23 protein-coding genes and 1 riboswitch are annotated in these 25,172 nt (G+C 65.8%); of the genes, 10 read left to right on the top strand and 13 right to left on the bottom strand.

Annotated elements, in window-relative coordinates; genetic code table 11:
- From ACY48M_RS06950 to ACY48M_RS06940, 3 genes are all read right to left on the bottom strand, one after another.
- A partial coding sequence (locus ACY48M_RS06950; protein WP_462819543.1) for a substrate-binding domain-containing protein occupies positions 1-734 on the bottom strand: 734 nt, incomplete at its 3' end.
- Positions 735-894: 160 nt separating this feature from the next.
- On the bottom strand, positions 895-1,353 hold the full coding sequence (locus ACY48M_RS06945) for a DoxX family protein (RefSeq protein WP_462819542.1): 459 nt from the start codon (positions 1,351-1,353) through the stop codon (positions 895-897).
- Between the two features lie 44 nt (positions 1,354-1,397).
- On the bottom strand, positions 1,398-2,051 hold the full coding sequence (locus tag ACY48M_RS06940; RefSeq protein WP_462819541.1) for a hypothetical protein: 654 nt from the start codon (positions 2,049-2,051) through the stop codon (positions 1,398-1,400).
- Between the two features lie 124 nt (positions 2,052-2,175).
- Between ACY48M_RS06940 and ACY48M_RS06935 the strand changes: the two genes are divergently transcribed.
- Both ACY48M_RS06935 and ACY48M_RS06930 read left to right on the top strand, forming a co-directional pair.
- On the top strand, positions 2,176-3,813 hold the full coding sequence (locus tag ACY48M_RS06935; protein ID WP_462819540.1) for a cation:proton antiporter: 1,638 nt from the start codon (positions 2,176-2,178) through the stop codon (positions 3,811-3,813).
- A 17-nt stretch (positions 3,814-3,830) separates the two neighbouring features.
- Positions 3,831-4,406 (top strand): GNAT family N-acetyltransferase, encoded by a 576-nt coding sequence (locus tag ACY48M_RS06930; RefSeq protein ID WP_462819539.1) that lies wholly within the window; start codon positions 3,831-3,833, stop codon positions 4,404-4,406.
- Positions 4,407-4,414: 8 nt separating this feature from the next.
- On the opposite strand, the gene ACY48M_RS06925 is transcribed toward ACY48M_RS06930, so the two are convergent.
- Positions 4,415-4,738, bottom strand: coding sequence for a DMT family transporter (locus tag ACY48M_RS06925; RefSeq protein ID WP_462819538.1), 324 nt, complete (start codon positions 4,736-4,738; stop codon positions 4,415-4,417).
- A 10-nt stretch (positions 4,739-4,748) separates the two neighbouring features.
- Positions 4,749-4,812: riboswitch (guanidine-III (ykkC-III) riboswitch) on the bottom strand.
- A gap of 93 nt (positions 4,813-4,905) precedes the next feature.
- Here ACY48M_RS06925 and ACY48M_RS06920 point away from each other — a divergent pair.
- Genes ACY48M_RS06920 through ACY48M_RS06910 form a run of 3 tightly spaced genes read left to right on the top strand, consistent with a single transcriptional unit; the run spans position 4,906 to position 9,325 of the window.
- A complete protein-coding gene (locus ACY48M_RS06920; RefSeq protein ID WP_462819537.1) occupies positions 4,906-5,382 on the top strand; it encodes a DUF2975 domain-containing protein in 477 nt (158 codons plus the stop codon).
- Positions 5,382-5,642, top strand: a complete 261-nt coding sequence (locus ACY48M_RS06915; RefSeq protein WP_462819536.1) for a helix-turn-helix domain-containing protein — start codon at positions 5,382-5,384, stop codon at positions 5,640-5,642. Before ACY48M_RS06920 ends, ACY48M_RS06915 begins: the two co-directional genes overlap by 1 nt.
- Positions 5,639-9,325, top strand: coding sequence for an SCO7613 C-terminal domain-containing membrane protein (locus ACY48M_RS06910; RefSeq protein WP_462819535.1), 3,687 nt, complete (start codon positions 5,639-5,641; stop codon positions 9,323-9,325). Before ACY48M_RS06915 ends, ACY48M_RS06910 begins: the two co-directional genes overlap by 4 nt.
- 56 nt (positions 9,326-9,381) lie before the next feature.
- Here the strand turns inward: ACY48M_RS06910 and ACY48M_RS06905 are convergent, their stop codons facing one another.
- Together ACY48M_RS06905 and ACY48M_RS06900 are read right to left on the bottom strand one after the other, a co-directional pair.
- Positions 9,382-10,530 (bottom strand): ice-binding family protein, encoded by a 1,149-nt coding sequence (locus ACY48M_RS06905; RefSeq protein ID WP_462819534.1) that lies wholly within the window; start codon positions 10,528-10,530, stop codon positions 9,382-9,384.
- A gap of 325 nt (positions 10,531-10,855) precedes the next feature.
- Entirely contained in the window at positions 10,856-11,227 is a 372-nt protein-coding gene (locus ACY48M_RS06900; RefSeq protein ID WP_462819533.1) for a hypothetical protein, read from the bottom strand.
- A 73-nt stretch (positions 11,228-11,300) separates the two neighbouring features.
- On the opposite strand from ACY48M_RS06900, the gene ACY48M_RS06895 reads away from it, so the two are divergent.
- The gene (locus ACY48M_RS06895) at positions 11,301-11,879 is read left to right on the top strand and encodes a nitroreductase family protein (RefSeq protein WP_462819532.1); all 579 of its coding nucleotides are present in this window, start codon (positions 11,301-11,303) and stop codon (positions 11,877-11,879) included.
- Positions 11,880-11,976: 97 nt separating this feature from the next.
- Here the strand turns inward: ACY48M_RS06895 and ychF are convergent, their stop codons facing one another.
- Positions 11,977-13,053: a redox-regulated ATPase YchF gene (gene ychF / locus ACY48M_RS06890; RefSeq protein WP_462819531.1), complete on the bottom strand. Its 1,077-nt coding sequence runs from the start codon at positions 13,051-13,053 to the stop codon at positions 11,977-11,979.
- Between the two features lie 134 nt (positions 13,054-13,187).
- On the opposite strand from ychF, the gene ACY48M_RS06885 reads away from it, so the two are divergent.
- Both ACY48M_RS06885 and ACY48M_RS06880 read left to right on the top strand, forming a co-directional pair.
- The gene (locus tag ACY48M_RS06885; RefSeq protein ID WP_462819530.1) at positions 13,188-13,787 is read left to right on the top strand and encodes an exonuclease domain-containing protein; all 600 of its coding nucleotides are present in this window, start codon (positions 13,188-13,190) and stop codon (positions 13,785-13,787) included.
- Between the two features lie 74 nt (positions 13,788-13,861).
- Positions 13,862-15,223 carry a DNA recombination protein RmuC gene (locus tag ACY48M_RS06880; protein ID WP_462819529.1) on the top strand — a complete coding sequence of 454 codons (1,362 nt, stop codon included), beginning with the start codon at positions 13,862-13,864 and terminating at the stop codon, positions 15,221-15,223.
- A 6-nt stretch (positions 15,224-15,229) separates the two neighbouring features.
- Here ACY48M_RS06880 and ACY48M_RS06875 read toward each other — a convergent pair whose 3' ends face one another.
- Complete coding sequence (locus ACY48M_RS06875; RefSeq protein WP_462819528.1) at positions 15,230-17,500, bottom strand: glycosyltransferase family 2 protein; 2,271 nt, start codon at positions 17,498-17,500, stop codon at positions 15,230-15,232.
- Positions 17,501-17,507: 7 nt separating this feature from the next.
- On the bottom strand, positions 17,508-18,479 hold the full coding sequence (gene glpX, locus ACY48M_RS06870) for a class II fructose-bisphosphatase (protein WP_462819885.1): 972 nt from the start codon (positions 18,477-18,479) through the stop codon (positions 17,508-17,510).
- Between the two features lie 186 nt (positions 18,480-18,665).
- Here glpX and fbaA point away from each other — a divergent pair, with 186 nt between their 5' ends.
- Entirely contained in the window at positions 18,666-19,691 is a 1,026-nt protein-coding gene (gene fbaA, locus ACY48M_RS06865) for a class II fructose-bisphosphate aldolase (RefSeq protein WP_462819527.1), read from the top strand.
- Positions 19,692-19,734: 43 nt separating this feature from the next.
- On the opposite strand, the gene ACY48M_RS06860 is transcribed toward fbaA, so the two are convergent.
- The 4 genes from ACY48M_RS06860 to ACY48M_RS06845 form a co-directional block, all read right to left on the bottom strand.
- Positions 19,735-20,883, bottom strand: coding sequence for a hypothetical protein (locus tag ACY48M_RS06860; RefSeq protein WP_462819526.1), 1,149 nt, complete (start codon positions 20,881-20,883; stop codon positions 19,735-19,737).
- Entirely contained in the window at positions 20,880-22,058 is a 1,179-nt protein-coding gene (locus tag ACY48M_RS06855) for a sensor histidine kinase (protein WP_462819525.1), read from the bottom strand. The genes ACY48M_RS06860 and ACY48M_RS06855 overlap by 4 nt, the downstream gene beginning before the upstream one ends.
- A 71-nt stretch (positions 22,059-22,129) precedes the next feature.
- On the bottom strand, positions 22,130-22,726 hold the full coding sequence (locus ACY48M_RS06850) for a DUF6264 family protein (RefSeq protein ID WP_462819524.1): 597 nt from the start codon (positions 22,724-22,726) through the stop codon (positions 22,130-22,132).
- The gene (locus ACY48M_RS06845) at positions 22,723-23,814 is read right to left on the bottom strand and encodes a 4-hydroxy-3-methylbut-2-enyl diphosphate reductase (RefSeq protein ID WP_462819523.1); all 1,092 of its coding nucleotides are present in this window, start codon (positions 23,812-23,814) and stop codon (positions 22,723-22,725) included. Before ACY48M_RS06845 ends, ACY48M_RS06850 begins: the two co-directional genes overlap by 4 nt.
- 114 nt (positions 23,815-23,928) lie before the next feature.
- On the opposite strand from ACY48M_RS06845, the gene xseA reads away from it, so the two are divergent.
- Positions 23,929-25,164, top strand: a complete 1,236-nt coding sequence (gene xseA, locus ACY48M_RS06840; RefSeq protein ID WP_462819522.1) for an exodeoxyribonuclease VII large subunit — start codon at positions 23,929-23,931, stop codon at positions 25,162-25,164.
- Positions 25,165-25,172: the final 8 nt, after the last annotated feature.

The raw sequence follows: 25,172 nt of genomic DNA, 5'->3' as shown, positions 1-25,172 counted from the left end.
GGTGCGGCGAGCGCGCTCGCCGCTGCCTCTTCGATCGAATTGGGGACCGTCTTGCCGAGCGCGATGAGCGCCTCCGGCAACGCGTGTTGATCATTCTCGGGGGCCAACGAGGTCATTGACGCCAGAGCTGCGAGGCCCGCCGAAGAATCGGGATGTGCGAGGAGGGCACTCAGCGAACCCGCCAGAATGGATCGCCACCCCACGCCTTCTGCCGAAAACTCTGCCGATCTCGATGCCGGAGCAGCGAGCACCACGGGGGAGGTGGCAACAGCATCCCCCACCACAATGTCGGGGGCAACCCGACCGAGCGACTCAGCCGTGGAATTCGTGCGCGTGACCCACACCGAGGAGTCGGGAACCCAGGCATCAACCCCCACCAGCGCGTCCGACGCGAGCAGCGCCGAGGTGTCGCTCGACGTCTGCGCTCTGACCTCGGTCGAGACACAGTGCTCAGAATGCGCGTCAAAATCGGCGGCGACATTGGCGAGCGCCGGCTGGATCGAAGGGTCAGCGACGATCACCAGCTCCACCGGGTCAGTGCAGTCGCCCTCACCCGAGGCACTCGCCGAGAAGATCCCTGCGAACCCTCCCTGCGAGAGCGCAACGCCCGCACCAGTCACGAGGATGAGCACGGCGGCGGCGGCGAGGATCGGGCTGAGCAGGTTGCGGCGCGGACGCGAGGGCGCAGAGCGGCGGCGAGCGCGCGCAGGATTGTGCGGGGCAGGGATGGTCACAACAACTCCATTGCTGGTGGGAGCGGCGCCTTCGGGTAACGCTGGAGCCGAGTCGACCCCCGTTCGGGGGCAGCGGCATCAGTGTAGGGGAGATCGTTCAAGAAGTGAACAAAAGTCCCGCATGGCATCCCCTCAAATCAACGGATGTGTGCTAATCGCATCAGCGACGAGGGCGATGCGCCCGCTTCGTTCGGCGCATTTCACGCCAGGCGCCCGTCGACCACAACGCCCACAGCACAAGCAGCGGCTGAAAGAAGAGGCGGATGAAGCGGGCCCGGTCGGTATCGAGCCCGAAGGCATCACTCTGGGTCAGGTACTGCGAGAGGTTTCCCGGAAAGATCGCGACAAAGAACGCAGCGACAAGCCATCCAAGTGGCACACGTCGCGATGGCAACGCCACGAGTGCAGCGCCGAGACCGATCTCGATGACACCAGAGCCCACCACGACGAGATCGTCGTCGAGCGGCACCCAGTCCGGCACCTGCGCCTGAAACTCGCGCCTCGCCACCGTGAGATGCATCACCCCGGCGAACACGAGCGCCGCCCCGAGCCCCAGCCGCGCGATCGTGCGTGGCAGCGACGTCGTCGAGGTGGCACGGCGGGTGAGGGTCTCGAGCATGGCGTGAGGCTAACACCGCCACCATCGGCCGCCCTGAAGAGCGCTCAGAAGTCCCAGTCGTCGGCAAGTTCCGATCGCAACTGCGCCCGCTCACGCTCACGCTGCAGCGCCGCAAGATCTTCATCGACAAACTGACGGATGCGAGCGTCGCGATCGTGCACATATTCGGCATCGACCGGGATCTTTGAGCGCCGCATGGTGTCTTCAAGCGCGCGCGACACATCCTGCCACGCTTCATCGCGGGCGCGCTCGATGAGCCCCAAGAGGTACTCCTCGTCCTCGCCGCACTCATGCAGGCGCTTGGCCAGCGCCCGCGACACCGCCTCGCGCCGCCTGAGATTCGCGGCATCCTTCGAGCGATAGTCGTGGGCATGGCCAGCTTTGCCCTGACGGTCGGCCGAATCTTCGAGTCGCCCAGCGAGCCGGCGAGCCGCAGCATCCGATTCTGTTTCCAGCGTCAACAGCGTTGCGCGGGCCTCATCGAGGTAGTCACCGGGAACATAATCACTCTCACCCGAGAGCGCCCCAATGACAATGGCATTGCGGAGGCGGAGCCTCGCTGCATACTCCGCGAGCATGAAACCTTCGCCAACCGAAGCCTCAAACGACAGCGGTTCGCGCTTCGGAAGCTTCGACGCGTCGAACGGCGCCATCGACGGTCGTGACGACCGTCTGCGGAGACGCTGGAACCATTTCACGACAGGACGCGGACCCTCTGCATCGGTAGCCTCTGGACCTCCCAGCCTACCGTCAGCATGCGCACCATGACACGATTGTGAGAGCCCGCACGATCGAGTGAATGGAAACCGAACCCAGTGGCCCATGCTTGAGAGCCAGTTCGCCGTCACCGGCGCCATCCTCGCGGTGGCCGGTATCGTCGCCTTCGCAGCGAACCGCGCAAAGCAGCCGCTCATCGTCGGGTTCATCCTCGTCGGTATCCTCGTCGGCCCAACCGTGCTCGACTGGGTCAGCGAGGGCGACCCGCTTGAGCTGCTCGCCGAACTCGGCATCGCCATCCTGCTCTTTCTGGTGGGCCTGAAGCTCGACCTCGGACTGGTGAAGTCGATGGGCCGGGTCGCCCTCATCACAGGGCTCGGTCAGGTCGTCTTCACCTCGGTCATCGGGTTCCTGCTCGCACTCCTGTTCGGCATGCCGCCCGTTGTCGCGATCTACGTCGCAATCGCACTGACCTTCTCGTCGACGATCATCATCGTCAAACTCCTCACCGATAAACGGGAGCTCGACGAACTCCACGGGCGCATCGCCCTCGGGTTCCTCATCGTGCAGGACATCGTGGTGATCATCGTCATGATCGTGCTCAGCGGCTTCAGCGGGGACGAGGATGCCTCCCTCGGGCGCTTCGGCCTCATGCTCGTCGGCGGCATCGCCCTCATCGTCGGCATCGCGGTTGCCATGAAGTGGGTGCTGCCGTGGATCATGCCGAGGCTCGCCACCTCGCAGGAACTCCTCATCGTCTGGACGGTCGCATGGGCAGTCGCGATCGCCGCCCTCACCGATTGGATGGGCTTTTCGGTCGAGGTCGGCGCCTTCATCGCGGGATTCGCCCTTGCCTCCACCCGGTATCGCGAGACCGTGTCGTCTTCGCTTTCGGGTCTCCGCGACTTCATGCTGCTGTTCTTCTTTGTCGGGCTCGGCGCGCAACTCGACTTCTCGTCGATCGGGGCCCAGGTACCGGCCGCCATTGCGCTCTCCCTCTTCGTGCTCATCGGCAACCCCCTCATCGTGCTCGTCATCATGGGGGTGATGGGGTACCCGAAGCGGGTCTCATTCCTCGCGGGCCTCGCGGTCGCGCAGATCAGCGAGTTCTCGCTCATCCTCATTGCCCTCGGGCGTGATCTCAACCACGTCGATGATGCCGCTGTCGGCCTGGTGACCCTTGTCGGCGTCATCACGATCGGCGCCTCCACCTACATGATCATTTACTCGGAGCAACTCTTCCGCTGGCTGAGCCCAGTGCTCGGGGTCTTCGAGCGCTCGAGCGCCCAGGCACCGGACATGCCGGAGCCCGAACGGGCAGAGGTGATCGTCTTCGGCATGGGCCGATTCGGATCCCGACTCGTCGAAGAATTCGCGGCAGCCGGGCACACCGTGCTTGTCGTCGACTGGGACCCCTACAGCCGCCTCGACTTTCTCCCTGCGGAGCTTGAGGGCAGGGTGACCCTCCGCTACGGGGACGCCGACAACCCCGAGTACCCGGATTCGCTGCCACTTTCTTCGGCACGATGGATTGTGAGCACGGTGCAGCGGGTCGACACGAACAAGACACTCGCGTCCGCTCTTCGGCGCCACGGAGCGCAATGCCCCATCGCGGTGACCGCCCACAACGACGCCGACGAGGCTCAGTACGCCCCCGAGCGGGAGGTCGGTGCGATCAGCCTCGTGCTCGAGCCGTTCCGCGATGCTGCCGATGATGCGATTGCGGCCCTCAAGGCACTGTGACGCGCTAGCGTTTCGACATGTCGATCACCGTCACCCCGGCCCACAACTTCGACGACGTTGCAGCCATGTTCGCGCCGAAGAAACCTGAATCGTCGGTGTGCTGGTGTCTCTCCTGGCGGCTGAGCTCAAAGGAGAATCGCGAGCTCACCGGCATCGCTCGCGCGGAGAAGGTGCGTCAACTGTGTTCGCGCGAGATCGCCCCAGGAGTCATCGCCCACCTCGACGACGAAGTTGCAGGCTGGGCTGGCATCGCACCGCGCGCCGAGCTGCACCCCTTCGCCAACTCCCGCAAAATACCGACCATCGACGACCTTCCGGTGTGGAGCCTCTGGTGCCTGCGGGTGCGCCCCGGCTATCGCAAGCGTGGCATCACGACCGCGCTCATTGATGGGGCGGTCGACTATGCGCGAGCCTCGGGTGCGCCGGCCGTCGAGGGCTACCCGGTCGACAACGGCGATGCCCGCGTCGACCTGACGATGGCGTTCGTCGGCACCCGAAGCATGTTCGAGCGAGCCGGGTTCACAAAAGTCGCCGACACCGACTCGGTCTCGGGTGGCATCCGCCGCATCGTCGTGCGCCGGATCCTCAGCTGACATCGCCCTCAGTGGGCGTCGCTCACCAGCTTGAGACCGATAACGCAGCCGACGATGCCGAGCACAAGCAACACCTTGATGAAGGATGCGGGCTCAGCGCCAGTGAGCATGGCGTAGCCGACCGTGAGGGCAGCCCCGATGCCCACCCAGACGGCGTAGGCCGTGCCGATCGGGATGCCGCGCATCGCGAGCGCAAGGCCCGCCATGCTGAACACGAGGGCACCGCCGAACACAACTGACGGCCAGAGCTTCGTGAAGCCCTCCGAGCGTCCGAGCGCGGTCGCCCACACGGCTTCGAGCGCGCCGGACACGATGAGAATAAACCAGAACATGACGACTCCAGGTGGCCAGTCTTGTCGCGTTCCGGGTACTGATCCGTCGTCCGGGGGCGCTGATCGCGCACTCCTTCGAGGGTAGCAAAACGCCCTGTGCTTCTCCGAAGGTGCAGATATGTGTATCGTTTGTCGATAGCAGCACACCGTTTATCGATAGGAATCACATGCACAGGGCAACGATCAATTCTCTGAAACTCCTCATCGTCGCGATGATCGCGCTACTCCTGGCGTGCCAACTCTTCATGATCCCTGGGGTCGCCGCACAATCGGCCCTCCTCTATCCGGAGCTCAGTCACCTCTACATCCCGGGCATCATCATTGCCGTGCTGTTCGTGCTGTGCGTGCAGGTCGTCCTCGCGAGCGTCTGGCGGCTCCTGTCGATGGTGCGGAAGTCGGTCATCTTCAGCGACGCCGCGTTTCTCTGGGTCGACATCATCCTCGGATCCATCACCCTCGCAACGCTCCTCATTGCCGCATCCATCGCCACACTGACCGCCGCGAATGTCGCATCGCCGTCAGTCATGCTCCTCTGCGCACTCGGGGTCGTCGTCGGCGCGGGTCTCGCGCTGCTCATCGTCGTGATCCGCGGGCTTCTGCGCAACGCACGCCAGCTGCAACAGGATCTGTCGGAGGTCGTCTGATGCCCATCGTCATCAATCTCGACGTGGAGCTCGCGAAAAAGAAGATGTCAGTCTCCGACTTCGCGGCCGCAATCGACATCACCCCCGTCAATGTCTCGGTGCTGAAGAACGGCCGGGCAAAAGCGGTGCGCTTCTCAACCCTCGACGCGATCTGCCGAGTGCTCGAATGCCAGCCTGGCGACATCCTGGTGTGGGTGCCCGATGGCGAAGCGCCCGACCTCGTCAGGCCCGAATCGGATGCTTCGGAGGACGGCCAGTGACCGCACCGCGCTCCACCACCCAGCGGTGGAGCGATGCCGCGATCGATCGTCTCCTCGACACCAAAACCTGTCCGGCCTGCGGCGCCGATTCCCTCAGGGGCGGGCGGTGCGGCAACTGCGGTGCCGACCTCAGCGGCGAGATCAGCACCGAGCTGTGGAGTGCATCCGAGGATGCTGCGGCGGCATTGCGACGCCGCCAACAGGTGCTCGAACGTGTGCCGCGGAGGCCACTCACCGAGACGGTGACGTCGCCCGTTGTGGCCACGCGGGCGACGACGGTCGCGCCACAGGTCTCGCGAGAGCCTGCCAGCCTCGCCCCACGGTCGAGCGCAACCGTGCAGTCGGTGCTCGCAGTGGCGGGGGCCGGTCTCTTCGCCGTCTCAGCCATCGTCTTCACCTTCTTCAACCCTGATCTCGCCGATCGCGCGGCTCGAAGCTTCATCCTTGGGGTGACAACCCTTCTGTTTCTTGGGGGCGCGTGGATGCTCGCTCGCCGCAGGCTGCAGTTCTCTTCTGAGGCGGTCGGTGCGCTCGGGCTGGTGTTCATCGCCCTCGACATCGCTGCCCTCTCCGGCTTCGCGTCGACGAACGTCAGCCTCTGGGCGTTCGCTGCAGGCGGCACCCTCATCACCGGTGCGGCGATGGCGGCGCTCGCGTCGATCGCGCGAGTCCGCGTCTGGCTCTGGGCATCGCTCCTCGGCCTCGCCGTAGTGCCGGCGATGCTCGGCTATGCGGAGGGCAGCTCGATGGGAGCCTTGCTCGGGCACCTCGGCTGCTCCTTCGCTGCCCTCGCTCTCGTCGAGGTGATCCGCGCTGCCGCCCTAAAGTTCAACGGTGTGCTCACGGCCGAGCGCGTGACGATGACGGTCGTGCAGATTTTCGCCGTCGCGCTGGTACTGGCGCACCTCGCGGTGCTCGTGCTGTCGGCGACCTCGCCTCACGGGCTCATGCTCCCCGCCATCCTTGCCTCGATCAGCGTGCTCGCCATTCTCGCGACGCGCGATCTCCTGCCGCCCTTCTGGAGCGTTGTTACGGGGGCGTCCGGCATCGCCGCGATCGCCGCGATACCCTTCGCCTTCGCTGCCGACGCTGAGCACTGGCAGTTCGCATTCGTGCCGGCGGCCGCTGCACTCGGTCTGGTTGTGCTCGGTGCACTCGCGCCGACGCCACCGACGGTCGAACGCACCATGTTCGCCAGGGGCGCCCTCGGGATGGCGATCGTTGGTGTAGTGCCAGCGGCGCTCGTCGCACTGCTCACCGGAGTCACAACGGCAGCGGGAGCGCTCATCGGATACCGAGCCTTCGCCTCTGCGATCGAGTCGGAGCGCGTCGTCGCGGTGGCGCTCGGGCTCCTCGCCGCGGCCGTCGGCGTCCGAGTGTTCGCCACGCTCAGCGAGCGCCGAGATTCCACACGAGCGGACAGCACACGCAACCTTTCAGCGTTTGCGACGTGGCTCACGGCGCTCGCCGGAATCACTCTCGCCTGCACCCCCGGCCTCCAGCCGTGGGCACAGGTCGCGTCAGCGCTCGCCGTGGCACTCGCATCCGTTGCTGTCGTGCTGGTGACGCGCGTGCGAGACTCCCCGTTTGTCATCCGCCTCCCGCTGATCGTCGTCGCACATCTCGCCACGCTCCTTGCCGCCATCGTCTCGTGGAGCGACGGAAGCCTCACGGTGTGGGCCGGCGCGGCGATCGTCGCTGCGCTCGCCGTCGTGGCGCGCTCCGTGCCCGTAAAGCCGCGATTCCTGCACGTGGGCGTCGGCTATGCGTATGCGCTCATCACCCTGGGCTCGGCCCTCGAGCTGCTCGGGGTCGGCACGATCGCCCTCCTCTGCATCACGACCGCGATAGGGCTGCTTGGCGCCATCGTGGCGACGGCGCTCCCCCGGCTGCGACCATCGTCGTGGCATGCGGTGCTCGTCGTGAGCTCGGTGCCCTTCGTGATTGGTGTCATCCAGGTGCTCTTTGAGCGCAGCGGCTGGACAGCACTCTCGACCGGCATGATGTTTCTGCTCGCGATGACCCTGCTCATCTCTCGGCGACCGGGGCTCGGGTTGCTGCTGCGCACGATAGCTGCAGGCTTGCTGGTCCCCTCGCTCGCCATCGTCATCATCTGTCTCGGAGCCCAGGTGCTCATGGGCAGCGCATCCCCCGTGACGCTGCCCATCATCGCCGCCATCGTCGCGCTCGTGCTGCCCAGCACGGGCATCATCAGAGCTGCGCTCGAACGACGCGGCATAGCAGGGCGCCACGGCGCGGCCGCCCGAAGCGCCATCGAAGGTTCCGCGCTGCTGACGGGCGCCATTGCAGTCGGCCTCGCCCTCATCCGCGTCGCCGCTGGCCTGCCGACCACACTGCTAGTCCTCCTTGTGCTCGCGCTCGGCGCGGGCGCAGCCTCCCACTGGGCAGGTCGACGCTACGGATGGTGGGTCGCCGCCGCCTGCCTGACAGGCGCGCTGTGGTGCGTGTTGGCGATGGCGGACGTCGACGTGCCGGAGCCGTATTTCCTCCCAACGGCCCTCACAGCCGTGATTGTCGGCATGATTCTCACCACGCGCGGGGCGCAGGCCACAGCTCTCGTTGCGAGCGGTCTCCTCATCGCGACCGTGCCATCACTCGTGATCCTCGGGCTGGCCAGTTCAGACGATGGCGACCTCACCCCATGGCGCGGAATCGCTCTTCTCGGCGCATCGTGGCTGCTGCTGTGGATCAGTAACGCGATCGGACGGCGCTCGTCGCTGCGCCGCGACCGGCTGCGCTCATTGCACTCGACGTTCCTGAGCGTCGCCATCCTCGCCGGCGCCTCCGGAGCCATTCTGGGGGTTCGACTCGGCACCGGTGCCATCGACAGTGCCCCGATGCCGGTGATCGTGCTCTGCTTCTGCATCGGCCTGGCCGGCGCGCTACCAGCAGCCCTCGCCGCGCGCGCCATGATTGCTGCTGCGCCGCCGGAATCTCGACTCGCTCACACCCGCTGGTTGGGCGCGCCTGCAGCGCTCTACATCGGACTCTCGACCTGGACGGCGATCGAACGGGACTGGTTCACCATCTGGGCGATGTGGTCACTCATGCTCGCCTTCCTGGTTGGTATCGTCGTCATCTCGGCGCGGCTTCGCACCGGGCACACGGCCCTCCCTCCCGTGTGGTTCACCTTCGCGCTCGCCTTCGTCACGGCCATCGTGGCGTGGAGCCCCCGAGACCTGCGGGTCGAATGGTTCTCGCTCCCTCTCGGGCTATTCCTTCTGCTCGCTGGCGTAATCGCGCTCCGCGATAGCGACAACAACACCCAGAGCGAACGAACCATCAGCAGCTGGCCGGGGCGGTGGCGAGGCTCATGGCCCCTCCTCGCTCCTGGCTACACGGTGATGATCCTCGCGTCGATCGTCGCGACCTTCACGGACCCGCAGACGTGGCGCGCCATCCTCGTGATCGTGATCGCACTCGCCGGCATCCTCGTGGGCTCGAGCCTGAAGCTCGCGGCGCCCTTCATCCTTGGCATCATCGTGCTGCCGATCGAGAACATCTTCGTATTCGTCGTGCAGATCGGCCGAGGAATCGAATCGATGCCATGGTGGATCACGCTCGCCGTCGTCGGCGCCGTGCTCCTCATCATCGCCGTCACCTATGAGCGCCGAGCGGGAGACGACGACAGCATCACGGCCCGCTTGCGCGACCTCGCGTGAGCAGCATGCAGATAGTCAACTCCGCGATGACCCGCGGTCTGCACCCGCGCTGAGCACTACCCGCGCTGCGTCGCCCGGCGGCGAGCGACGAGGGCGAACCCTGTGCCGAGCAGGAGGAGCGTTGCTGCGAGCAGCGGGGCGGCACCGGCATCCGCACCGCTCGCGGCCAGGGTCGGGGTGGGTGCGGCACCCGGGACGGCGACGGGGACGGCGGCAGCAGCCACCTCAAGCGTGTAACTAGCGGTCGCGTCAGGTGCTGTACCGTTTGCGGCCGTCACCCCAAACGTCGAGGTGCCCGCTGTGGTGGGCGTTCCCGAAAGCACGCCGGTCGTGGCGTCGAGGGTGAGGCCCGTGGGGAGCTCGCCGCTGGTCACCGTGTAAGTCGGTGCCGGCGTGCCAGAAGAGGTGATGGTGTACGAATACGGGGTGCCCTCTTGACCCGACGGCGGCGCTGCCGAGGTGATGGTGGGGCTCGTCGAGACCGTGCCAGTCGCAGCGCATCCAGTCGGCGCGGTGATGAGGTTCTGGTCGAGTGTGACCGCGCCGTCTTGAGCGAAAAGGCGTCCCGCGATGGTCGCCTCCGACACCGCAGTGACGGACACGGCCGCCAGGATTGTGCCAGTGAAGTCGGCGCCGCCATCGAGCGTGGCCGAAGAACCAACCTGCCAGAACACGTTGCACGAACTCGCCCCGCCGCTCATGGTGATGATCGCATCGGAACCGATCGTGAGCGTCGACGCCGCCTGGAACACCCACACCGAATCGGCGTCACCGGTCAGCTCGAGCGCGCCGGTGAGCGAGAGCGCGCCGCCGGAATAGACCCCTGGCACCAGGGAGAGACCGACGAGATCACCGAGCCCCGTCGTCGTCGGGGTGAGGCTAGCGGCGACACCATAGGCGTTCGCGATATCGCTCCGAGCCTGTGCAGCCGGGCCATCCGTCTGATGAATGGTGCCGTTGACGATGCCGGGCGGGAACCCCGTGATCGAGGTGCCGGGGCTCAAACCGAGGTCGCCATTGAGCACGGAGAGATTGGTGTTTGTCACGGTAGTGGTGGCGAACACGGAATAGGTGTCGGCGGTGCCGAGATCAATCGGCCCGTCGATCGTCGTATCGGCACTTGCAGCGAGGCTCGGGATGAGCACGAGCGTCAGCGTTGCCGCCGCGAGAGCTGAGATACGAAGACGAGCATTCCTGATGGCCACAGTGCCAACCCTTCCAACGGAGGGGAATGACACATCGGCGGTAGCCGAAGCTGTCTGCCCCTACCCGAGTTGTATCACAGAAGTGGGCAGACCCATCTATCTTTGCCGGGATGCGATATCCAAACGACACCAGGATTACCCAGGGCCGGTGGCTCACCCTCACGGGTACCCGCGTGCTCGACTGGTGGGATGCCTCGCGTCGATCGCGTCAGTGGGGGTGCATCCCCGCCCCGGCGCGAATGAGGTGTTTTCGGCGAGATGGCACTGCCGCGGCACGATCATCCTGCCGAAATCCCCTCATCGGCGGCGGCGAGGGCTCGGCGCGCTACCGGCGAGAGACTTCGGGCAGCCGCGCCCCGGCAAACACACCCACGAGCCCGAGTGCGGCCAAGACACGTGGGCGCCGATGGACGCGCACCACAAGCGGGGTGAGGAAGGCCTGGGGCAGCATCGATCCGGACTCGCGAATGGGAACCAGCAACCCAACCAGTGCGGTCGGCACTCCGAGTGCCGAGAACAGCCACGGCAGCACGGTCGACGCGTTGACGGTCTGATCGCCCGACGACTGGAGCGAGTTCGCGAGCACCAGCCGAAGGCCGTTCGGCGCGAGGGTGCGTCGCACCTCCTCAGGGAGTTCGGCTTCTGCCTCGTGGTTCCGCTTTAGCAGCGCGGAGTAGAGGGCCTCGATCTTGCTCACCCCTGCACCGTATGGGCGTGCCGGTCGCTCCGCCAGTGAGTCTCGCCTTTCTTAGTCGGGGAGAATGGCACACATGACGTTTCACTCGGACCCGATGCTCGTGGCTATGGCCGCCAGGCGTTCAGTGTCGAAGGTCGGCCCAGAGACGCCGACGGATGCTGCACTCGCCGACCTGCTCGCCGCCGTCACACCCGTGGCCGATCACAAGGCACTCCGCCCGTGGCGCGTCATCACGCTGCGCGGCGACGACCGGATGCGACTTGCCACCGCCCTCGACGCGGCGAGCGGCGAGACGCGCGCGCCGGGGGAATACAACACCAAACCGTTCCGCGCCGAACTGCTCATCGCCGTGGTCGCCAGCCCGAAGGAGCATCCGGGGGTTCCCCTCTGGGAACAGCACGCCACCGCGGCCGGGGCCGCTCACCTGCTCGAACTCGCGCTCTGGAGTGCCGGCTGGGGCGTGATGTGGCGGACCGGCCTGCTCACGAATGCGCCTGAGGTGCGAGCCGCACACGGCCTCACCGACGTGGAGCACCTCATGGGGTGGCTCTACGTGGGCAGCATCGACGAGGCGTTCCGCGAGAAGCTGCGCGAATCGAAGCGGCCGGCGCTCGACCCGTGGCAGTTCATCGGGCGGATGCCGCCCGGGTAGCCCTACTCGAATGGTGTGGGCGCGAGACTCCGCAACTTGCTCATTTCAAGCCTGCGCGCGACAACTTGCGCAGTCTCATGAGCATCGGATGCCGCGACTACACGTTGAAGCGGAACTCCACGACGTCGCCATCCTGCATCGTGTAGTCCTTGCCCTCGATGCGAGCTTTGCCCTTGGATCGGGCTTCCGCGATGGAGCCGCACTCCATGAGGTCGTCGAACGAGATCACTTCGGCTTTGATGAAGCCCTTTTCGAAGTCGGTGTGGATGACGCCGGCCGCCTGAGGAGCCTTGGCGCCCTTCGGGATGGTCCAGGCGCGGGTCTCTTTCGGGCCGGCCGTGAGGTAGGTCTGCAGTCCGAGCGTGTCGAAGCCGATGCGCGCGAGCTGGTCGAGGCCGGATTCTTCTTGGCCGGTGCTGGCGAGGAGTTCCGCAGCATCCGCCTCATCGAGTTCGATGAGTTCGGATTCGAGCTTCGCGTCGAGGAAGACGGCCTTCGCTGGCGCGACAAGGGCGGCGAGCTCGTCGAGCTTCGACTGCTCGCCGAGGATCGCCTCGTCGACGTTGAAGACGTAGATGAAGGGCTTGGTGGTGAGCAGGCCGAGTTCGCGGATCGGCGCGAGGTCGAGCTTCTCGTTCGATGAGAGCGGCTTGCCCTCGTTGAGCCAGGCGGCGGCTGCCTTGGCGGTCTCAAGCACTATGGGCTCTGCGCGCTTGGTCTTGACCTCCTTCTCATAGCGGATGATCGCCTTCTCAAGCGTCTGCATGTCCGCGAGGATGAGCTCCGTGTTGATGGTCTCCATGTCGCCGGCCGGGTTGACCTTGCCGTCGACGTGCACCACATCGGAGTCGCTGAATGCGCGCACAACCTGCGCGATGGCGTCCGCCTCACGAATATTGGCGAGGAACTTGTTGCCGAGCCCCTCCCCCACGCTCGCGCCCTTCACGATGCCGGCGATGTCGACGAACGTGACGGGGGCGGGAAGGATGCGCTCGCTGCCGAACACGTCGGCGAGTTTCGCGAGCCGCGAATCTGACAGCTGCACAATGCCCTCATTGGGCTCGATCGTGGCGAACGGGTAGTTCGCGGCGAGCACCGAGTTCTTGGTCAAGGCGTTGAAGAGGGTCGACTTGCCCACATTGGGGAGTCCGACGATTGCAATAGTGAGAGCCACGGGAGTCAAGGCTACCGTGCGTGCTGTCGGTCGTTCACTGTGGGGGCCGGATGCCTCGCATGACGTTTGCTCGTCACCGCACTGCCCGGCATGCCGCGACCGCGAGCGTCGGCGGCCCGTGAGACGATCACCCTGTGCCACTGAACTTCACTGCGATCGACTTCGAAACCGCCAACTCATCGAGTGCCTCGGCGTGTTCGGTCGGGCTTGTGAAGGTGCGCGACGGCGTCGTCATCGACAAGGCCTCGTGGTTCATCAAGCCGCCGTTTGGCCACGACGCGTTCCTCGAATGGAACACCCGCATCCACGGCATCGTCGAGGCTGACTGCGCCGAAGCCCTCGGCTGGGCCGAGCAGCTGCCAGACCTCGTGACCTTTGCGGAGGGCGACCATCTCGTCGCCCACAATGCTGGCTTTGACATGGGCGTCATCACGGCGGCGTGCGCCGCGACCTCCGTCGACACCCCCACGTTCGACTACCTGTGCAGCCTGCAGGTGGCGCGCAAGACCTACCACCTCGACTCCTACCGCCTGCCGGTCGCGGCGATGGCGGCAGGGTTCGAGGACTTCCGCCACCACGACGCGCTTGCAGATGCGGAGGCGTGTGCGGCAATCATCGTGCACGCGGCGAAACGGCACGAGGCATCCGACATCGCGCACCTCGCGACGATTGCGGGCAGCCGCATCAAGTCGATCGGCGTCGTCGACGCTCACGCGCCCATGGTGCTCAGCTAACGCTTCGGCTGTGAGCTCGCGCCTCCCCGGCGCTGCGCCGAAGCAACGTCGGTGGTGCCTGCGAGACTTGCCGCATGGACCCACTCGCACTGCTCATCGGCCTCATCGTCGGCGTCATCCTCGGCCTCGTCGCGGGTGTGCTCGTCATGCGCGGGCGCACGTCTGCGGCGGCTCCGCAGGTCGACCCGGCCGTGCTTGAGGCGCGACACCAGCTCGCCCTCGGTGAGCTGCGGGCGGTCGAACAGGCGACCCAGGCACGACTTTCGAGTGAGCTTGCGGGTGTGCAGGCAACAGCGGATGCCCTGCGCGAGCAGGTCGTGACCCTTCAGACCCAGCACCGCGAGCTGCTCGACAGACACCGCACCGAGGCCCTTGCGCAGACTGAGCGCGAGCGCGCCGAAAGCAAGGTGCTGCAGGCACTGAGCCCAGTGCAAGAGAGCCTGCGCACGATGCAGGCGAAGGTCACGGAGCTCGAGCGCGAGCGCAGCACCCAGTACGGGTCGATCGCCGAGCAGCTCAAGCAGGCCCAGGTCTCTGACGAGCAACTGCGCGTCACGACCGAGCAGCTTGCGTCAGCGCTGCGCTCCAACAGCACCCGAGGCGTCTGGGGCGAGACCCAGCTCAAGCGCATCGTCGAATCCGCGGGCCTCACGCAATACGTCGACTTCTTCACGCAGCACAGCGTGGCGACGGATGCCGGTGCCGGCCGCCCCGACATGGTGGTGCGTCTCCCCGGCAACAAGTCCATCGCGATCGACTCGAAGGTGCCGCTTGAGCACTACATCGAGGCGAGCCAAATCCCTCTCTCCGCCATCGGCGAAGAAGCGGCCAGGCGAAGCCAACTCATCGACCGCCACGTCAAGGCCGTGCGCGGTCACGTCGATGCCCTCGCCAAGAAGACCTACTGGGAGGGCCTCGACGCGAGCCCCGAATTCGTCATCGCCTTCATTCCGAGCGAATCGCTCCTCTCCTCAGCGCTCGAAGCCGACCCCTCACTCCTCGAATACGCCTTCAGCAAGCGCGTCGCCCTCGCCTCGCCCGTCAACCTGTGGGCCGTGCTCAAGACCGTCGCATTCACCTGGCAGCAGCAGGCCGTCTCCGACGAAGCACTGAAACTCTTCGACCTCGGCAACCAGCTCTACCAGCGCCTCGGCACGCTCGCCGGACACGCAGACAGCATGCGCAAAGCCATCGAACGCACCGTCGACAGCTACAACAAATTTGCCAGCTCCCTCGAGACGCGTGTGCTCGTCACCGCCCGACAGTTCCCCGGCATCGACGAAACCAAACTCGACCTCGTCGCCGAACCACAGAGCATCCACACCGCCCCGCAGAAACTCACCGCCGGGGAACTCACCATTGGGGAGCTCGACTTCGCCGAGTTCGAGTCCGACGAAGTCACGACAGCCGCACGCGACGAAGCCAACGTCGCCTGACCGCACTCAATCCTGAACTGCGGCATCCAAACGGGTCAGACGGATGCCCATCCGGAAGGGCGCATTGCGCCCCGTCACCCAACGGATTTCGCCCGCAACGGGCTCGCCCAACACCCCGGGGATTTGCACCTCAACCAGATCGCCGGGCTCGAAACGCACCGCCGACCGCACCCGGCACCCCGCGAAACTGAGATCCTCCACGCGCACCGACACCGACTCTCCCGACACCGCTCCCGACACCGACAGCGGAACGATGTGCGCCTTCGCCCTCGTGAAGTGACGCACCTCCGCGCGTGCCGCAATCGACGAGCGACGCGCATTCGCCACCACCGTGCGAGTCAACGCACCACCAAGGCTTGATCGCTCCTCGCGGTCACCGCGCACCCAAAACGGCGACGCCGTGATCGTGCCGACCAGCGACACGAACTGCATCGGCGGCATCGGGGCGAACGAGAACCCGAAGGTCACACCGCTGTCATCCGCCGACACCCACGAACTGTCACCAGGCAGCCTGCCGACCCCCAGCATTCCGACCGCACGTGGACGAGCATCTCGGATGGTCAAGTCCTGCGGTCGCAACGACGCCGACCAGGGCACCACTACACGGGTGCCAGTGACACTCAAGTCGAGGGCGGCAGCTTCCACGACGAGGTCGCCGAACTCCACCTCAACCGGCAGATCCACCCGCGTGCGCTCGGCGCCTCGCAGGCGCGGACGCTCGACGCAGAGGAACACCGCGGCGACAGACCCGATCAGGTTATAGAGGGCCCAAAACACACTCACGATGAGAATCGTCAAGAGCTCGGGGTCGCCGAACGACCCGCTCGCCACGATCAGCGCGGCGATACTCAACGCAATCGCGATGAGATGCGGCAGCGCCGTGCGGAAGCCGAACTCGCGAGCGGCACGCAACTCACCCTTCGGCGTCACCTTGAAGGCACTCACTTTGAGCCCGAGCGACTCCGCAAGCACCGAGACCGCGAGGGTCGGCGCCATCGCAAGCTCGTAGATGTGACTCCAGATGAAGCTTCGGCGGCCATCGGCAACGATGCGGAATGCAATGAGCCCGCAGAGAAACTGCGGGAGCCACATCACCACGAGCGACAGCACATCGGTGCGGAGCGGCGCAATACCGAACAGCAAGAAGAGAATCGGGGCGAGAAAGTAGACCAACTTGAAGAGACCGAAATACCAATACACCACGCCGTCGGCATAGAGCCAGCGCTGCATCGCGGTGAGCCCTGGCAGCGTCAGCGGGTTCCACTTGCGCGCCGTCTGCACGTTGCCGCGCGCCCAACGGTCGCGCTGCACCAGCAGATCTTCAAAACTCTCCGGTGCCGCACCGGCCGCCACAATATCCGGCACAAACTCGGCACGCCACCCGTGCGACTGCAGCAGCATCCCGGTCGCCATGTCCTCCGTGATGACACCGGTCGCGAAACCGCCGATGTCGTCGAGCGCAGTGCGTCGGAACACTGTGTTGCTGCCCACATACATGACGGCGTTGAAGCGCGCCTTGCCCGCGAGCAGGGTGCGCATAAAGAAGTCCTGCTCATTCGGCAGCGCCGCAGCCGAAAACAGGTTGTACTGGAACGGGTCGTCGTTGGAGAACGCTTGCGGCGCCTGCACGAAGGCCATCCGCGGGTCAGCAAAATGCCCCACCGTGCGCTCCAAGAACTCCGCCGTCGGCACCATGTCGGCGTCGAGCGTCACGATGAGCTCACCGCTCGACAAGGCCATCGCATTGTTGAGATTGCCAGCTTTGGCGTGCGAATGTTCGGTTCGCGTCAAATAGCCGACGCCGAAGGACTCGGCGAGGGCACGCACGGTGTCGCGTTCGCCGTCATCGCAGAGGTATACATTCACCACGCCCGGATAGCGCATCGTCAGCGCCCCGGCGACCGTCGTGCGGAGCATCGGCAACGGCTCGTTGTAGGTGGCAATGAAGACATCGACACTCGGATGCTGCGGTAGCTCGCCGAGCGCTCGCGGCTTCGGGCGCTCGGTATCCCACGCCACAACCGAGTAGGCGATGGATTGCAGGTAGCCGATCGCCTCCGTTGCGAAGAGCACGACACCAAGGATGAGATCACCTCCCGATTCAGGGATGGTGAAGATGGCACGCCACAAAAGATAGAGTCCGCCGGTGACGAGCGACATGACGATTGCCGCCTTGCGGCCGCGACCCGGCCGCAAGGTGCTGGCGAGCCAGACACCGGCGATGACCGCAAGGGTGACCAGCGGGTAGAGCAACACCCACGGCCACAGCGCGCTCATGTCCGGCTCAGCTTTCGTCGAGCCACTTCGAAGCGAGGTGGTCTGCAACCACACGCCGCGCCGTGCCAGAACGCGCGCGCAACACGACACTCTCGGTTCGAATGATTGGGCCCTTGCGCCGCACTCCGGCGACGAGTTCACCATCCGTCACGCCGGTCGCCACGAAGAAGGTGTTGTCGCCGCGCACGAGATCATCGGCTTCGTAGACGTGGTCGAACTTGAGGCCGGCATCGAGCCCGCGCTGCCGCTCCTCATCGCTGCCGGGAGCGAGACGCCCCTGGATGAACCCGCCGAGCGCCTTGATCGCGGCGGCCGTCGCGACACCCTCGGGGCTGCCGCCGATGCCGACGCACATGTCGATGCGGCTCTCGTAGCGTGCAGCGTTGATGCCGCCGGCGACGTCGCCGTCGAGCATGAGCCGCGTGCCGGCACCCGCCGCGCGGATCTCCTCAATGAGGGTCGCGTGCCGCGGGCGGTCGAGCACGGCAACCCGCAGCTCCGAGACATCCTTGCCGAGCGCCTTCGCGAGCGCCCGCACGTTCTCGCCGATGGGGTTGCGGATGTCAACGACGCCGATGCCAGCTTCGCCCGTCACGATTTTGTCCATGTAGAACACCGATGACGCGTCGAGCATGGTGCCGCGATCAGCAACCGCGATCATCGAGATCGCATTCTGCCGACCGGCAGCAGTGAGCGAGGTGCCATCAATGGGGTCGACCGCGATATCGCACTTCGGGCCGTGCCCGTTGCCGACGTGCTCGCCGTTGTACAGCATGGGCGCCTCATCCTTTTCGCCCTCGCCGATCACAATCACGCCGTCAAAGTCGACCGTGCCAAGAAACTTGCGCATCGCGTCAACTGCGGCCTTATCGGCAGCGTTCTTGTCGCCATGACCAATGAATGGGTATGCCCGGATGGCCGCCGCCTCAGTCGCCCGCACGAGTTCCATTGCGAGGTTGCGGTCGGGGTGGGCGATCATGCTGTCTGAATCGGTGGTCACAACGGGTCCTTCGCTCGACGGAGTGCGGCAGACGAGGCTGTCCCCGGCGCCAACGCCAGTCTATCGAGCGGGCGACACTGCCCCGTTGCAGCGATGCTGGCTAGACTTTGACCCGTTCGAGCGCGAATCTGCTCGAGTAATTCCGTTCGCCGCTAAGGAGACGTCATGCCCATCGCAACACCCGACCAGTACGCCGAAATGCTCGATCGGGCCAAGGCCCAGGGTTTCGCCTATCCGGCGTTCAACGTCTCGTCGTCGCAGACCGTCAATGCCGTGCTGCAGGGTCTCACGGAGGCCGGTTCCGACGGCATCATCCAGGTGTCGACCGGTGGTGCTGACTACTGGGCTGGGCACAGCGTCAAGAACCGCGCATCCGGAGCCCTCGCCTTCGCGGCATTCGCCCGTGAAGCCGCCAAGAACTACCCCGTCACGGTCGCCCTCCACACCGACCACTGCCCGAAGGATGCACTCGACGGCTTCGTGTTGCCGCTCATCGAGGCGAGCGAGGAGGCGGTGCGCGCCGGCGGCGAGCCTATCTTCCAGTCGCACATGTGGGACGGTTCCGCTGTGCCGCTCGAGGAGAACCTTGAGATCGCGAAGACCCTCCTGCCCCGCATGAAGAACATCAACTCGATCCTTGAGGTTGAGATCGGTGTCGTCGGCGGCGAAGAAGACGGCGTGAGCCACGACATCAACGAGCACCTCTACACGACGCTCGATGACGCCATCGCGACCGTTGAGGCCCTCGGCTTCGGCGAACAGGGCCGCTACATGGCCGCCCTCACCTTCGGCAACGTGCACGGCGTCTACAAGCCCGGCAACGTGAAGCTCAAGCCAGAGCTGCTCCGCGAGATTCAGAGCGGCCTCAGCGCCAAGTACGGCAAAGACGCGTTGCCGCTCGACCTCGTATTCCATGGCGGCTCCGGCTCGACCGAGCAGGAGATTGCAACGGCAGTCGCGAACGGTGTCATCAAAATGAACATCGACACCGACACGCAGTACGCCTTCAGCCGCTCCGTTGCCGACACAGTGTTGAAGAACTACGACGGATTCCTCAAGGTCGACGGCGAGGTCGGCAACAAAAAGGTGTACGACCCGCGCTCGTGGGGCAAGAAGGCCGAGACGGCGATGGCCGCTCGCGTCGGCGAGGGCGCACGCCAGCTCGGTTCCGCCGGCAAGTCCGCGTCATAGCCCGCACCACACTGAATCTCCGGATGCCGGGGGCGCTCGAGACCTAGCGCCCCCGGTTGTCCGACGGCGGTGCGAGCTTGAAGCGCATCCGCAGCTGCTCGCCCCCAGCCCACTGGAGGTCATGCGCCGACGCCTTAAGCGACACGAAGTACGGCGCAAGCATCATGACCCGCTTGCCCTCCGGCAGCGTGATGTTCATGCTGAGCGCAACTGCGGTCGTGCCGTCGTCGAGCGAGCGGAGTTCGATGCGGAGCGCCTCGTTGGCGAGCAGCGGCGATTCGAGGGTTGCCGAGATGAGGGCGTGGATGGCGGCACGCTGCTCTCGCGTCATATCGTTCGCCACAGCATCCGGATCTTCGACGATGAGGCGCTCGCTGTGGCCGATGCTGTCGAGCCAGCTGCGGTCGATCGCCGAGACGAGATCGGCGCGGATTCCCGAGGCGAGGGCGGCGGCATCCATACGCTCCTTCGCCGTAACCCTGCCGCCGTCGGCGACTTTCTCGAGGAGGGCAATCACATCGTCATCAATCACCACGGGCGTGCCGTGCGCACGGAGACGGCTCGCAAACACGGCTGGCCGGTCGACGCTCTCCTCGCCGTCGTAGGGCAGCGCCCGCCAACGGAGGACCGCCCCCACGACCATCGCCGAAAACACGGCGCCAACGATGCTGATGTGGAGGGGGATGGTCGCCCCCGCAATGATGAGGCTGACCGGGCCAACCGTCGGATTAGGAAACGTCCACACGGCAACGGCCGCGGTGAGCGTCGAGGTGACGAGCCCGATCCCGACCAAGGTGAGCGCAGAGCAGTAGGGCACGAGCGCGAGGATGACCACGCACAGGTGAAGCGGGCCCGTCCATTCGTTGATCGCGACACCGCTGCCGCGATGTGCCAGCGCCGACAGCACCACACCCGCAAAGCCCAGCGTGACCGGGAGGATGCACTGCACGGCCCTGAAGTTTGGTCGGTGGGGCTTCACATCGCGCAGAATGATGAAACACGCGATGACAGACGCGAGCGTTGCCGCGATCACACCGAGGGGTCTGACACCGACCACTGACGTGAATGCGGCGATCGCAAGGCCACCCACGCCCCCGGCAATCGCCGAGAACAGGGGGAGGTCAAACGCCACGATCCAGGTCAGCGGGTCGGCCCGCTGCGGCGACAGCGTATACGCGCTCGGCGTGCTCACGCGTAGATCCCTTCACGCACATCGAGCGGCAGTGACATGACCACCGAGGTCCCTGCTCCTGGCGACGCCCAGACGGTCACCGAACCGCCGTGGTCTTCGATCCGGCGGATGATCGCCATCCTCAGCCCCAGCCGGTCACTCGCGACACGGTCCATGGCGAAGCCATGACCTTCATCCACAATCATGACGGTCAGCCGATCGGGGCCCTGGTCTATGAAGACCTCGGCGGTCGTCTCGCCGGAGTGCTCGAGCACATTGTCGAGTGACGCCCGCATCGCGCCCAGCAGGGCCTGCCGGTCATCGGGCTCGAGAAGCTCGAAGGCGCAACTGTTGCCACCGACATCGATCGAGAGACCTCGCCACTGGAACTCTCGGATGATGTCGTAGAAGTCGTCACGCGGAAGCTCAGTGAGCGGCTGCTCCCGCGCCGGCGATCGCCACGCCAAGATCTCGTCGAGGTCGCGGCGAAGGCGCACGCGGTCAAAGTCATCGAGTTGCAGCGGGTGATGAGCAATGAGGGCGAGATCACGCAGCACGGTTTCATGCACCACAACGGCCGCTCGGCGCTCCCGTTGGCGTTCATACTCCTCCCTGCGCACCCTCGCCTGGATCGGTGCCGCGTTCGCGAGGCGCAGCTGCCTACGATCACTGCGCCACAACAGGTAATAGGCGCTCGCCGAGAGAAATGCCATCACGAGGGCGTGCTGGTCGAACTGCAGCGGCACGCCGAGCGAGAACTGCGTAGAGAACAGCGCGATGTGGGTCGTTGCGACACCGACGAGCGACCAGGCCGCGCCACCGAGCGCCCCGCCGGTCACGGCTCCGACGAAACAGAGCGCGCTGCCCGCGGTGCCGACAAACACCAGGTTTTGTATTCCTTCGCGCTCCGAAAGCATGATGATGATGGCCGCAATCGCGACGGCACCGACGCCGAGGTACGCGAACGCGGTCATCCAACTGGGCGAAATCGCGAGCACGGCGAGCATCACCCCCATGCTGGCAAGCGCGATCAACGGAAGGATCATGGCGTCCGGGTCGTCGGACCGCACAAAGAACTCAATTGTCACAATGGCGTGCGCGATCAAGACGAGCGCGGCAAGCACCCATCCCGCCCTCACCGTTGCCTGCACTCGAAACCCGACCGCGATGGTGCGCGGCGGGGCTCGGAATGACATAGCCAGAGGTTAGGCGCTCTCGGATCAGCCGACAACATCCCTAATTGAGGGGTGAGCCAGGCCCGCGTGCATCAGCCCCCGGCAGAAACCGAAGCGACATAGGCGGTGAACGCCGGGTCGGCGACGATGGCCGCGATGGCAAGCACACTCACAACAATCACGGCAACGACACCCGCGACGAGTGGGATCCACCACGAGGTCTTGCCCTTCTGCATTGCCGTCACCGACGCGGCGAGCGCCACAACCCACAGGAGCACCTGCACAATGATCGCCACGAGGCCGAGCGTGCGGGCGAGCGCGAATGAGGTGTATGGCTCCATGCCGCGGGTGGCGAACGCCGACTGCATGCCGTCACCAAGTTGCAGGAGCATCGGGATGCTGATCAGCACACTCGAAAGCCCGAACGCGAGGAGCGCGACGGTAGCGAAGCGGTTGCGAGACGACCCGGCGCTGCGAACCGTTGGCGCGGCAGGCGCGGCCGTCGTGTTGGCGGTGGCGCGAGCATCCGATTCGCCCTCGTGGGTCGCCGGAACTTCGCGGGGTGGCGAGGTGATCGCTGCGAGGTGACGCTCATACTCCTCGAGGCTCATGCCGCGCGCACGCGCCACCTGCTCGGGCGTCGCATACTCGCCATACGCGGGGCGCGGCCGGCCGATCTCGGCGCTCACTGAAGTTGCCAATCAAGCTTGCGGGTGCGACCGCCGAGCCCACGGGCGTCCTGCTGCCCACTCGGGTCGCGACGGAGCTCCTTGGGGAGCGAGAACATGAGATCCTCCTCGGCGGTGACGACCTGGCGCACATCGCGGTAGCCGGCGTCGGCAAGATCGTTGAGCACCTGTTGCACGAGGACCTCCGGCACAGATGCACCGGATGTCACCCCCACCGTCTCGACACCGTCAAGCCATTCCTGCCGGATCTCGCTCGCGTAGTCGACGCGGTATGACGCCTTGGCGCCGTATTCGAGCGCGACCTCGACGAGACGAACGCTGTTCGAACTATTGGCCGAGCCGACGACAATGACGAGATCGGCATCTTCTGCCACCTTGCGCACCGCCACCTGGCGGTTCTGGGTGGCGTAGCAGATGTCGTCGCTCGGGGGGTCTTGCAGGTGCGGGAAGCGCTCACGGAGCCGACGCACCGTCTCCATCGTCTCGTCGACGCTGAGGGTGGTCTGCGAAAGCCACACGAGCTTGTCGGTCTGCGGCACCTCGATCGTGTCGACCTCGGCCGGGCTGTTGACGAGCGTCGTGCGCTCGGGGGCGTGACCCATCGTGCCCTCAATCTCTTCGTGGCCGGCGTGGCCGATGAGGAGGATGTGGAAGTCGTCGCGGGAGAACCGGGTCGCCTCGCGGTGCACCTTTGTCACGAGGGGGCAGGTCGCGTCGATCGCTTGAAGCCCACGGTCGGCAGCGCCCTTGACGACGGCAGGCGAGACGCCGTGCGCGCTGAACACAAGGTGCGACCCTTCGGGGACCTGATCGACCTCATCGACGAAGACGGCCCCCTTCTGCTCGAGGGTCGAGACAACGTGAATGTTGTGCACAATCTGCTTGCGCACGTAGACGGGCGCTCCGTAGTGCTCGAGGGCCTTCTCGACGGCGACGACCGCACGGTCGACGCCAGCGCAGTAGCCACGGGGTGCGGCAAGCACGACTCGCTTGGCGCCGGCGACCGGCTCGTCACGCAGGCGCTCGCGGCGCTCTGGGACGACAGGCGCGGCGAGGCTCGTCAGGCTGCCGTTGCTGATCGTGCTCACCAGGCCAGTCTACGGGCGGGTGCCTGCCCACTCGCTGGACGCAGCCCGCACCCACTCCTCACAGGGGGCGGTGACAGATGCTGCGGGGTCGGTCGTGTCCCGTAGCCTGAACCCATGACGATCGCCGACGCGCCGCCCACCGTCGATGCCCCGTGGCCGGTGAGTCTGCTCTCGACCAAGATCAAGGGCTGGATTGAGCGCCTCGGCGCGGTCTGGGTCGAGGGCGAGATTACGCAGTGGGGCAACTCGGGCGGCAATGTCTACGGCAAGCTCAAAGATCTCGAGGTCGACGCGACGGTGAGCTTCACCGTCTGGTCGTCGGTGCGGGCAAAAATCCCCGCCGATCTCAAGCAGGGCGACCGTGTCGTCGCGCTCATCCGGCCCACCTACTGGGTTAAGGGCGGCACCCTTTCGATGCAGGTCATCGACATGCGTCATGTGGGGCTCGGCGACCTGCTCGAGCGACTCGAGCGGCTGCGGCAGTCCCTCCGCGCCGAGGGCCTGTTCGATGCTGCCCGCAAACAGAAGCTGCCGTTCTTGCCCGGCACCATCGGGCTCGTCACTGGCAAAGATTCGGATGCCGAAAAAGACGTGCTGCGCAATGCCCAGTTGCGCTGGCCCGCCGTGGAGTTCCGGGTCGCCCACGCCGCCGTGCAGGGCGATCGGGCGGTCGGTGAGATCGTCGCCGCCATTCGCCGGCTCGATGCCGACCCCGAAGTGGACGTCATCATCGTGGCGCGCGGTGGTGGCGACTTTCAGAACCTCCTGGTGTTCAGCGATGAGCAGGTGGTTCGCGCCGCTGCGGCCGCGACGACCCCGATCGTGAGTGCTATCGGGCACGAGAACGACCGACCGCTGCTCGATGAGGTCGCCGACCTCCGGGCATCCACACCGACGGATGCGGCGAAGCGGGTCGTGCCCGATGTCGCCGAAGAGCTCACGGGCGTGCATCAGGCGAGGGCCCGCATGGGCATGCGCCTGACGTCGCTCATCACGACGGAGTTCGATCGGCTTGAGCAGTTCCGATCGCGGCCCGTGCTCGCATCATCCGATTGGATTATCGGCTCGCGCGCCGACGAGCTCTCCCGCTGGATGGGGCGAGCGCACGAGCTGCTCGAGCTGCGCATTGAACGCTCCCGCTCATCGGTGGGCGAGCTCCGCTCCCAGCTCCGGGCGCTCTCGCCACAGGCGACGCTGGAACGCGGCTACGCCATCGCGCAGCTGCCGGGTGGAGCGGTGCTCCGTGATGCAGCAGACGCTCCCGACGGAACCTCCCTCCACCTCACTCTCGCCGTTGGTTCGCTCACGGCGACCACGACCGCCGCTGATCCGGATGCAGCCGAACGATAGGATTGCGG

The sequence above is a fragment of the Homoserinimonas flava genome (assembly GCF_054969005.1).
Note: the sequence above shows the minus strand (reverse complement) of the source record. Positions and strands in the feature narration are given on the sequence as shown.

Coding starts and splice junctions, on each gene's coding strand:
- ACY48M_RS06895 (WP_462819532.1), top strand. CDS start 11,301: ATGACGTTTCACTCGGACCCGATGCTCGTGGCTATGGCCGCCAGGCGT.
- ACY48M_RS06930 (WP_462819539.1), top strand. CDS start 3,831: ATGTCGATCACCGTCACCCCGGCCCACAACTTCGACGACGTTGCAGCC.
- ACY48M_RS06925 (WP_462819538.1), bottom strand. CDS start 4,738: ATGTTCTGGTTTATTCTCATCGTGTCCGGCGCGCTCGAAGCCGTGTGG.
- ACY48M_RS06920 (WP_462819537.1), top strand. CDS start 4,906: ATGCACAGGGCAACGATCAATTCTCTGAAACTCCTCATCGTCGCGATG.
- ACY48M_RS06915 (WP_462819536.1), top strand. CDS start 5,382: ATGCCCATCGTCATCAATCTCGACGTGGAGCTCGCGAAAAAGAAGATG.
- fbaA (WP_462819527.1), top strand. CDS start 18,666: ATGCCCATCGCAACACCCGACCAGTACGCCGAAATGCTCGATCGGGCC.
- ACY48M_RS06935 (WP_462819540.1), top strand. CDS start 2,176: ATGCTTGAGAGCCAGTTCGCCGTCACCGGCGCCATCCTCGCGGTGGCC.
- glpX (WP_462819885.1), bottom strand. CDS start 18,479: ATGATCGCCCACCCCGACCGCAACCTCGCAATGGAACTCGTGCGGGCG.
- ACY48M_RS06855 (WP_462819525.1), bottom strand. CDS start 22,058: ATGTCATTCCGAGCCCCGCCGCGCACCATCGCGGTCGGGTTTCGAGTG.
- ACY48M_RS06880 (WP_462819529.1), top strand. CDS start 13,862: ATGGACCCACTCGCACTGCTCATCGGCCTCATCGTCGGCGTCATCCTC.
- ACY48M_RS06945 (WP_462819542.1), bottom strand. CDS start 1,353: ATGCTCGAGACCCTCACCCGCCGTGCCACCTCGACGACGTCGCTGCCA.
- xseA (WP_462819522.1), top strand. CDS start 23,929: ATGACGATCGCCGACGCGCCGCCCACCGTCGATGCCCCGTGGCCGGTG.
- ACY48M_RS06875 (WP_462819528.1), bottom strand. CDS start 17,500: ATGAGCGCGCTGTGGCCGTGGGTGTTGCTCTACCCGCTGGTCACCCTT.